The 9,269-nt window shown below is 53.9% G+C and carries 10 protein-coding genes; 4 read left to right on the forward strand and 6 right to left on the reverse strand.

The window, feature by feature from the left end; translation table 11 throughout:
* Positions 1-439: MFS transporter (locus ACZAHD_RS19090; protein WP_462458175.1), on the reverse strand; the 439-nt coding region annotated here is incomplete at its 3' end.
* Positions 440-536: 97 nt separating this feature from the next.
* Here ACZAHD_RS19090 and ACZAHD_RS19095 point away from each other — a divergent pair.
* Positions 537-1,331 (forward strand): AraC family transcriptional regulator, encoded by a 795-nt coding sequence (locus ACZAHD_RS19095; protein ID WP_462458183.1) that lies wholly within the window; start codon positions 537-539, stop codon positions 1,329-1,331.
* Here ACZAHD_RS19095 and ACZAHD_RS19100 read toward each other — a convergent pair.
* Both ACZAHD_RS19100 and ACZAHD_RS19105 read right to left on the reverse strand, forming a co-directional pair.
* Positions 1,315-1,761, reverse strand: coding sequence for a DUF441 domain-containing protein (locus tag ACZAHD_RS19100; RefSeq protein ID WP_462458176.1), 447 nt, complete (start codon positions 1,759-1,761; stop codon positions 1,315-1,317). The genes ACZAHD_RS19095 and ACZAHD_RS19100 overlap by 17 nt on opposite strands.
* Positions 1,762-1,896: 135 nt before the next feature.
* A complete protein-coding gene (locus ACZAHD_RS19105; protein ID WP_462458177.1) occupies positions 1,897-2,397 on the reverse strand; it encodes a YbaK/prolyl-tRNA synthetase associated domain-containing protein in 501 nt (166 codons plus the stop codon).
* A gap of 360 nt (positions 2,398-2,757) precedes the next feature.
* Between ACZAHD_RS19105 and yajD the strand changes: the two genes are divergently transcribed.
* Positions 2,758-3,105, forward strand: a complete 348-nt coding sequence (gene yajD, locus ACZAHD_RS19110) for an HNH nuclease YajD (RefSeq protein ID WP_004860781.1) — start codon at positions 2,758-2,760, stop codon at positions 3,103-3,105.
* A gap of 477 nt (positions 3,106-3,582) precedes the next feature.
* Here yajD and ACZAHD_RS19115 read toward each other — a convergent pair whose 3' ends face one another.
* From ACZAHD_RS19115 to yeaG, 3 genes are all read right to left on the reverse strand, one after another.
* Positions 3,583-4,236: a DUF1345 domain-containing protein gene (locus ACZAHD_RS19115; protein ID WP_462458178.1), complete on the reverse strand. Its 654-nt coding sequence runs from the start codon at positions 4,234-4,236 to the stop codon at positions 3,583-3,585.
* Positions 4,237-4,369: 133 nt separating this feature from the next.
* A complete protein-coding gene (locus ACZAHD_RS19120; protein ID WP_462458179.1) occupies positions 4,370-5,653 on the reverse strand; it encodes a YeaH/YhbH family protein in 1,284 nt (427 codons plus the stop codon).
* A 131-nt stretch (positions 5,654-5,784) separates the two neighbouring features.
* Positions 5,785-7,719, reverse strand: a complete 1,935-nt coding sequence (gene yeaG, locus ACZAHD_RS19125) for a protein kinase YeaG (protein WP_462458180.1) — start codon at positions 7,717-7,719, stop codon at positions 5,785-5,787.
* A gap of 427 nt (positions 7,720-8,146) precedes the next feature.
* Here yeaG and ACZAHD_RS19130 point away from each other — a divergent pair, with 427 nt between their 5' ends.
* Both ACZAHD_RS19130 and ACZAHD_RS19135 read left to right on the forward strand, forming a co-directional pair.
* On the forward strand, positions 8,147-8,893 hold the full coding sequence (locus ACZAHD_RS19130) for a MipA/OmpV family protein (protein ID WP_462458181.1): 747 nt from the start codon (positions 8,147-8,149) through the stop codon (positions 8,891-8,893).
* A gap of 124 nt (positions 8,894-9,017) precedes the next feature.
* On the forward strand, positions 9,018-9,269 hold a 252-nt coding region (locus tag ACZAHD_RS19135; protein ID WP_462458182.1), incomplete at its 3' end, for an aldo/keto reductase.

Raw genomic sequence — 9,269 nt, forward strand, 5'->3', positions numbered from 1 at the left:
CGCCCATGGTGATCGAGTAGGCACCGGTCATCCTGGCAACGTGCTGCGCGAAGTCGCGTTTGATCAGGCCCGGCAGCAGAACGTTCCCGAGCGCAATTCCGCAACCGATGATAGCCGTACCGCCGAAGAGCAGGGCGATGGAAGGGAGCGAACGCAATCCGATACCCAGACAAATAAGGATTAACGCGACCAGCAGGCTGCGTTCAATGCCCAGACGGCGACCGACGCCTGCCGCCAGCGGAGAGACCAGGCCAAAGGCCAGCAGCGGCAATGTGGTGAGCATCCCGGTTTGTGCGGTGGAGAGACCATAGTCAGCGCGAATGGCGTCCAGCAGCGGGGCTGTGCCGGTAAACGTCACGCGTAGCGTAGAGGCAATCAATAAAATCCCGGCAATCAGCAGCAGATGACGGCGGCCGGTAGAAGGCAAAACAGAACTCATGGCAATCTCTGATGAGTAAACAGGGCGGCTACAATAGCGCGTTTGCCAATGCTTTAAATCAAGCTAGAATGACAGATTATCGCTAATATCGGACAAAATCATGATAGGACTTGGCCTGGATGGCTACGATCCGGACAGCGGTCATGAATCGGCCCTCGCTTTTCGCATTCAGGTCGTGGAGAACGAGCAGTTTATCCCTCGCCATCAACACCGCAAAGGCCAGCTGATCCTCGCCTTGCATGGGGCGCTCACCTGTGAGGTGGAGAATGCCATGTGGATGGTGCCGCCGCAGTACGCGGTGTGGGTACCGGGTCAGATGCCGCACAGCAACCGCGCCACGCCGGGAGCGCAAATCAGTTTTTTGTTTATTGAACCGGATGCCGCACCAATGCCGGCGCACTGCTGTACCTTAAAAATTTCTCCCCTCGTTCGCGAGCTTATCCTGACCCTTGCCGGACGAAACGGGGAGGCGTTTGCCCATCCAACAACTCAACGGCTGGTGCAGGTGCTGTTCGATGAGCTACCGAGGCAGCCGCAGGAGCACCTGCAATTGCCGGTTTCCCCACATCCGAAGATTCGTCAGATGGCGGATGTCATGGCGGTTGATCCGGCCCGCAGGCAGACGCTGGGGCAGTGGGCGGTCGAATTCGCGATGAGCGAACGGAATCTGGCGCGGTTGGTGGTACGTGAGACCGGACTGAGCTTTCGCCGCTGGCGTCATCAGTTGCAACTGATCCTTGCCCTGCAGATGTTGATTCGCGGGCAAACAGTCCAGCTGACTGCGCAAACGCTGGGATATGACTCGACGACCGCGTTTATTACGATGTTTAAAAAGGGGCTGGGCCAGACGCCAGGGCGCTACCTGGCGAGTCTGGTTACGACTTCCCGATAAACAGCGAAATGATGCCGGCGGCGATCAGCGGGCCAACCGGGACACCGCGGAACAGCGCCACGCCGAGGACCGTGCCGACCAGCAGTCCGGCCACCAGCTGCGGTTGCGACCCCATCAGCGCCACACCGCGCCCGCCCAGCCACGAGACGAATATGCCCACGGCAATCGCCAGCAGCGACTTCCAGTTAACGAACGATTGCAGGAGCGTCGATGGCGGCAGCGTGCCGCTGGCAATGGGGGCCATTACGCCGATCGTCAGAATGATAATGCCGATCGTCAGCCCCTGTTTTTCAATCCACGGGAAAAAGACGTTGAGCGGTGTGACGCGAACGATGATTAAAACGAGGATAGAAATAGCCACCGTGGTGTTATGGCTGATAAAACCCAGCGCGGCCAGCCCCAGCAGAATAAACAGGGTTGTATCGAACATGAAGGGGGATCCTTGCCAAAATAATAAGCCTGTCTACTTTACGCGTAATAGGGTGAATAAACAGGCATTTTTTGACGAGAAACCGCGTTTTCAGGCATCTGCGCAATGTTGCCCGACAACATGCTATCGCGCGCCTCAGCTTTCGCGGCGAAAGGCGAGCAGTTCCGGGCAGGCAATGCGCAGATAATCCTCGCTGTTCAGGATGATGGATTTATCCAGCAGACCGGCGTTAAAGGCAATTTCAGGGTAGCGATCGAAGAGTAGCGGATCGGCAATCAGCCGCAAATCCGGATGAAAGCTGAACGGCGGGATGGCGCCAAAAACGCAGGCGGTGAGCGTATCGACTTCCGCCGGACTGGCCAGTGATGCCTTGCTGCCGCCGATATGCTGTGCCAGGCGTGACAGGTCTGCCTGTTGGTCGGCGGCGAGGATCGCCAGGACATGCTGGTTAACACCGTTGCCTTTGATTTTACAGACCAGCGCTTTTGCACCCTGACCCAAAGCGGTACCACGAATTTCCGATACGGCCTCACATTTCCCCACGGCCTCATGTTCCACGACGCGATAGCGCGCCTGGTGCTGTGCAAGCAGCTCAAGAAGCTGACGGTGAGTGTTGCGTTTTTCCGGCATGTTCATCTCAATCTTTCCATCATGACAAAGCCTTCAGCATAATCTTCTTCTCGTCAGAAGAGAACTGACGGTGCCCGCAGGGGCATATCCTGAGTTGGGCAACGGCTAATTATAATGATGGCTGTGCAACACAAAGGCTGCCCCGGTAACAGGACGGCGTTCTTACGGCAGCGATACGATGAAGAAATGATTTTGGCTTTGACGACCCGAAGGCTTCCGGCATTTGCCAATCGTCCGTGAGCCGGACAGCACCTGCGGCTAACGTCGCCTATCCTGCCGCGCTTTCATCATACCTGTTGTTCCATTGCGGACCAGATTGGGGGTACTATCTAACCCATCATCTCTTTGTAACAGGTAACATCCCCAATGGCTCTGATCCCCAAAAACTACGCCCGGCTGGAAAGCGGCTACCGTGAAAAAGCATTAAAAATCTATCCGTGGATATGCGGGCGTTGCTCGCGGGAGTTTGTGTATTCAAACCTACGCGAATTAACGGTTCACCATATCGATCACGACCATACCAATAATCCGGAAGATGGCAGCAACTGGGAGCTATTGTGTCTCTACTGCCACGATCATGAGCACTCCAAATACACGGAGGCTGACCAGTACGGCACGCGAGTAGTGGCAGGAGAGGATGCGCAAAAAGATGTGGCCGCCGCAACCTATAACCCCTTTGCGGATTTAAAATCGATGCTGAATAAGAAGTCATAACATCAGCCATCTTCCCTGCTGACACAGGGTTGCCTGAGCAGCCCTGTGACGCTCATCTTTACCTGGATTCAGAACTGTTTGTATCGGCGACGTTGCTGCTCGGGGCATTCACTCACCCAGAACCCTTTCGCGGTTTACCGACTGCAAACGGCTTATGCCAGTCGCCCGCAGTGGTCAGTCCCGCATTCCTCAGCTCAACATCGTTGGCGGTAGCATAGTTCTGCGCGTGGCTCACATCCCAATCGGCGGCTACCGGGAGGGGGGCGCATTTCCCCTGACCGAAACGCATTTTTCAATTTAAAAGTAAATATTGTTCTTACGGGATATCAGAGGGTGGACTTGTGCACAAAAATAAGCGTTTTAAAAGGCAACGCTGGTCAGGGCATGCCTGTTCCGGGGAGTGAGCAACCGACGCCGCGTTCTGATGAGAACGACAATCGGTTTTCGATGCGGCAACAGGAAGCGCAACGGCAGAGACTAATTCAGCAGACTCGCGCCGACGTTCACGGACAGACCCAGTATTGCGAGATTGAACACGAAGGAGATAACCGATTGTAGCAGCGTGATTTTACGGATCCCGGTCGTTCCTGTCGCCACATCAGCGGTTTGCGAGGCCACCGCAATCGTAAACGAGTAGTACAGGAAGTCCCAGTATTCCGGGTCCTCCGGCTTTTCAGGAAACATCATCGGGGTAACATCCTGAGTCCTGTGCAGATAGTGTTGATGGGCATAGTGCATAGCGAAGGCGCTGGGCAGAAGGGCCCAGGAGACAATAAGGGTTGCTACCGTCAACAGGAGATGCACTATTCGCGGTGTGCCGGACAGCGCTTTCAACGCAGAGAGTTCGCTTAAAATGGCGACGATGCTGGCTGCACACGCCACAATCATTATCGTTAGCACGAGCATCGCGCTTTGGTCCTGTAACCGGGCAATACGCTGAATGCCCGATACATCAGTAATCAACATGCGGGTCCAGATAAAAACCAGATAAGGCCACGCCAGCGCATTCCAGCCGAACAACAGTCTTTGCAACGTCCCCAGGTTGGGCGGAAGCAAGAAAAAACAGGCAGCACCCAGAACGATTGAAATCAGTAGGGGCAGACGAACGTAGAGGTGGGCGCTAAGACGCATAGTGGGAGTCGCTTCCAGTCAGACACTGATTCAGGCTAATAAAAACCATTATTTGAATTGAAGTGCCAAAATTCACCGGCCAGACCACAAAAAACAGTCAGGATCTTAATGTAACTGACTGTTTCGGTATTGGTTAATTTTTGGCTTCTGCGCCCTGCCTGTGGAACAGTTCGCGGAACACCGGATAGATATCTTCCTGGTCGCGAATGTGCTGCATAGCAAAGTTATCAAAAGTCTCCTGCAGATGTTCATATTCGCGCCACAGTGTCTGGTGCGCGCGACGGGTTATCTCTATGTAGCTGTAGTAACGCACTACCGGCAGGATATTTTTTGCCAGCAGTTCATGGCACAGCGGTGAATCATCCGCCCAGTTATCGCCGTCCGAGGCCTGAGCGGCATAGATATTCCACTGCGACGGCTCGTATCGGGCTTTAACAACCTCATCCATTAACTTCAGGGCGCTTGAGACGATAGTGCCGCCGGTTTCCTGAGAATAGAAAAACTCGTGCTCGTCCACCTCTTTGGCCTGCGTATGGTGGCGAATATAGACCACCTCAACGTTCTTATAGGTCCGGCTGAGGAACAGATACAGCAGGATATAAAAGCGTTTCGCCATATCCTTGGTAACCTGATCCATCGAGCCTGAGACATCCATGAGACAGAACATCACCGCCTGACTGGAAGGCTCCGGGCGTTTTTCGTAATTCTTGTAACGCAGGTCAAAGGTATCGATAAAAGGCACGCGCTCGATTTTTGCCCGCAGCTCGGCGATTTCCCGACGTAACCGCTCCTCTTCCAGCAACTGCGCCGGTTCGCTTTTGGCTATCGTGTCCAGATCCTCCTCAAGCGCCCGTAGTTCGCGACGCTTGCCCGCCGTCATCGCAGTACGTCGCGCCAGCGAGTTTTGCAGGGATCGCACCACACTGATATTGGCCGGTACGCCGTTGGCGGTGAAGCCAGCCCGGTGAGTTTTAAATTCGGTGAGTTGGTTCTGCTGATTTTTCTTCAGGTTCGGCAGAGCCAGATCCTCAAACAGCAGATCCAGATACTCATCTTTCGATATTTGGAAGACAAAACCATCCTCGCCTTCACCGTCGGCGCTGGCTTGCCCTTGACCGCCTCCGCCACCGCCGCCACCGCCCTGAGGGCGCTCGATGCGGTCATTTTGCACAAAGTGGTCGTTTCCCGGATGTACGCGGTTACGCAGCCCTCCGCGTCCCTGATGAAACATCGGTTCGTTGATATCGTCCGTCGGGATAGAAACGGATTCTCCGCTGTCAATATCCGTCACCGAGCGCTTATTGATCGCCTCGGAGATGGACTGTTTAATCTGCGCCTTATAACGGCGCAAAAAGCGCTGGCGATTCACCGCACTTTTATTCTTTCCGTTCAGGCGCCGGTCTATGAACCAGGTCATATGCCCTCCTGTGCTGCAATTGCCAACCTTACGCTGCGATGGAAATACCGGATGGCGCTGAGCTTACCCGGCCTACAGGTCGCTGTTTTTGTAGGCCCGGCAAGCAACGTGCCGCCGGGCAATTTCCGCTATCAGGACGATTTACGTACGCGCAGGTACCATTCGCACAGCAGACGGACCTGTTTACGGGTATAACCTTTCTCCATCATACGATCGACAAAATCGTCGTGTTTTTTCTGCTCATCGGTTGAGGTTTTGGCGTTAAACGAAATCACCGGCAACAGCTCTTCGGTATTGGAGAACATTTTCTTCTCGATAACCGTGCGCAGTTTTTCGTAGCTGGTCCAGTTCGGGTTCCGTCCGTTGATATTCGCTCTGGCCCGCAGGACGAAGTTGACTATCTCGTTACGGAAGTCTTTCGGGTTGCTGATCCCGGCCGGCTTCTCAATTTTCTCCAGCTCCGCATTCAACGACTCGCGGTCAAACAGTTGGCCGGTGTCCGGATCGCGGTATTCCTGATCCTGAATCCAGAAATCCGCATAGGTGACATAACGGTCAAAAATGTTCTGCCCGTATTCGGAGTAGGACTCCAGATAGGCGGTCTGAATCTCTTTACCGATAAACTCGGCATATTTCGGGATCAGATAGCCTTTGAGGAACTCCAGATAACGTTCTGACTGCTCCTGCGGGAACTGTTCGCGCTCGATCTGCTGCTCCAGGACGTAGAACAGATGCACCGGGTTCGCGGCGACCTCGGCGTGATCAAAGTTAAACACGCGCGACAATATTTTGAAGGCGAAGCGGGTGGACAGACCGTTCATCCCTTCGTCGACGCCAGCATAATCGCGATACTCCTGATAGGATTTCGCTTTCGGGTCAGTGTCTTTCAGGCTTTCACCATCGTAGACGCGCATTTTGGAGTAAATGCTCGAGTTTTCCGGCTCTTTCAGTCGCGACAGTATTGAGAAGCGCGACAGCGTCTCCAGGGTCCCCGGTGCGCACGGCGCATGGGCTAGCTCACTGTTATTAAGCAGTTTTTCGTAGATACGCATCTCTTCGGAAATGCGCAGGCAGTAAGGCACCTTGACGATATACACGCGGTCGAGGAAGGCCTCATTGTTTTTGTTATTACGGAAGCTCACCCATTCGGATTCGTTGGAGTGGGCGAGAATAATGCCGTTAAACGGCAGGGCCGAAATTCCCTCGGTCCCGTTATAGTTGCCTTCCTGGGTCGCGGTCAGCAGCGGATGCAGCACCTTGATAGGCGCTTTAAACATCTCGACGAACTCCATGATCCCTTGGTTGGCGCGGCAGAGTGCGCCGGAGTAGCCGTAGGCGTCCGGATCGTTCTGGGCATAATGCTCCAGTTTACGAATATCCACTTTACCCACCAGTGCGGAGATATCCTGGTTATTCTCATCCCCCGGTTCCGTCTTGGCGATACCAATTTGCTCAAGGACAGAGGGCCACACTTTGATCACGCGGAATTTGGTGATGTCGCCGCCGAACTCGTGCAGGCGTTTCGCCGCCCACGGCGACATAATGGTGCCGAGATAACGGGTAGGCACGCCATATTCTTTATCCAGAATCTGCGCGTCTTCCTGCGGGTTAAACAGGCACAACGGGTGATCGTTGACCGGGCTACGCTCGCCGTTGGCACTCAGTATGTAGATAGGTACACGCTGCATTAGGGATTTCAGACGTTCAGCTAGCGACGATTTCCCTCCGCCCACCGGGCCCAACAGATACAGAATCTGTTTCTTCTCTTCCAGACCTTGTGCGGCGTGTTTCAGGTAAGAGACAATCTGCTCGATGGCATCTTCCATACCGTAAAACTCTTCAAATGCCGGGTAGCGCGCGACAACCCGGTTTGAAAAGAGACGGGACAGCCGGGGTTCCATGGCCGTGTCGACCATAACTGGCTCACCAATGGCCATCAGCAACCGTTCTGCCGCGTTGGCATAAGCACTACGATCTTGCCGGCAGATGGTAAGAAACTCCTGCAGTGTGAACTCTTCGTCCTTGGCAGCTTCATAGCGCTGGCGATAGTGATCGAATATATTCATGGCATGCCGTCCTTTCGTTTTAAGCACAAGTTGAGAGCCGTTCATATGAATAGTGGGAGCTCCCGGAAGAGGTAAACTGCGCGACGTTCATCGATTATCCAGCAACCCTTATGCCAGGTTGTCGAATCGACAGACACAACGTGCGCTAAAATCACTTCTTCTAAATTAAAGCGTAGATGCATTTAGAAAACTTGCATGCCGTCAAAAATCAATTTCAATGACATATCAATAACTCATCCGGAAAAAAGTGCCTTTTTCGCACGTCTTGCCAGGTCGCGTCATGGCGCTGTCATTCTGCTGCAAGTTTATGGTCATCTGTTGATGAGAAATTGAATGGTTTATGTAATGGCGGGTAAAGAATTTGAGGCATGGGACCAACGACGTTAAACTGCCCTGGCGTATTAATTGACAAACGGGAATTTGGATTGTGAATAAGATCAAACCTCTGGCACTCAGCGTGTGCCTTGTGGCCTCTGTTTCGGCTGCCCACGCGGAAGGGAAATTTACGTTAGGGGCCGGCGTGGGTATCGTCGAGAACCCTTATAAACAATACGATGCCGATGTTTTCCCTGTCCCGGCAATTAGCTATGAGAGCGACAGTTTTTGGTTCCACGGTTTCGGCGGCGGTTACTATTTGTGGAATGACAACACCGATAAGCTGTCCGTGACCGCCTACTGGTCGCCGATGTACTTCAGGCCGGGCGACAGCGACAGTGAGCAAATGCGCAAACTGGATCGCCGTAAATCAACCATGATGGCCGGGCTCTCTTATGTCCACAACACGCCATACGGCTTCTTGCGTACTACGCTGGCGGGCGACACGCTGGATAACAGCAACGGCATTACCTGGGATACCGCCTGGCTTTATCGCTATACCAACGGCAACCTGACCTTGACGCCGGGGATTGGCGTGGAGTGGAACAGCGATAACCAGAACGAATACTACTATGGCGTTTCACAGCATGAGTCGAATCGTAGCGGCATGCGTAGCTACGACCCGGATAGCAGCTGGAACCCGTATCTTGAGCTGTCGGCCAACTATCGTTTCCTCGGCGACTGGAGCGTGTATGGCGTGGCGCGTTACACCCGCCTGTCAAATGAAATTACCGATAGCCCTATGGTGGACAAATCCTGGAGCGGTCTGATCTCCACGGGGATTACCTACACCTTCTGATCGAATACTATAACGATCGTAAAGTATACGGCTATGCACCATAACGAAGAAATTAGTGCATCAAAACAGGGCGTCAGGCCCTGTTTTGCATTGTAATGGTGCGCTGGCATAAACGGAGGAGTCGATGATGGAAAAAACGGTGTCTTTTGGCGATCGCGCGGCGGTTCCTGCTATCGGGCAGGGCACCTGGTACATGGGCGAGAACATATCCCGACGTGCGCAGGAGGTGGCTGCACTACGAGCGGGCGTGGAACGAGGGCTGACGGTCATCGACACCGCCGAAATGTACGCTCATGGTGGCGCGGAAGAGGTGGTCGGAGAGGCGATTCGTGGTCTGCGGGATCGCGTTGTGCTGGTCTCCAAAGTTTATCCGTGG

Origin of the sequence: Raoultella sp. (assembly GCF_039594335.1) — a bacterium.
Lineage (GTDB): Bacteria > Pseudomonadota > Gammaproteobacteria > Enterobacterales > Enterobacteriaceae > Klebsiella.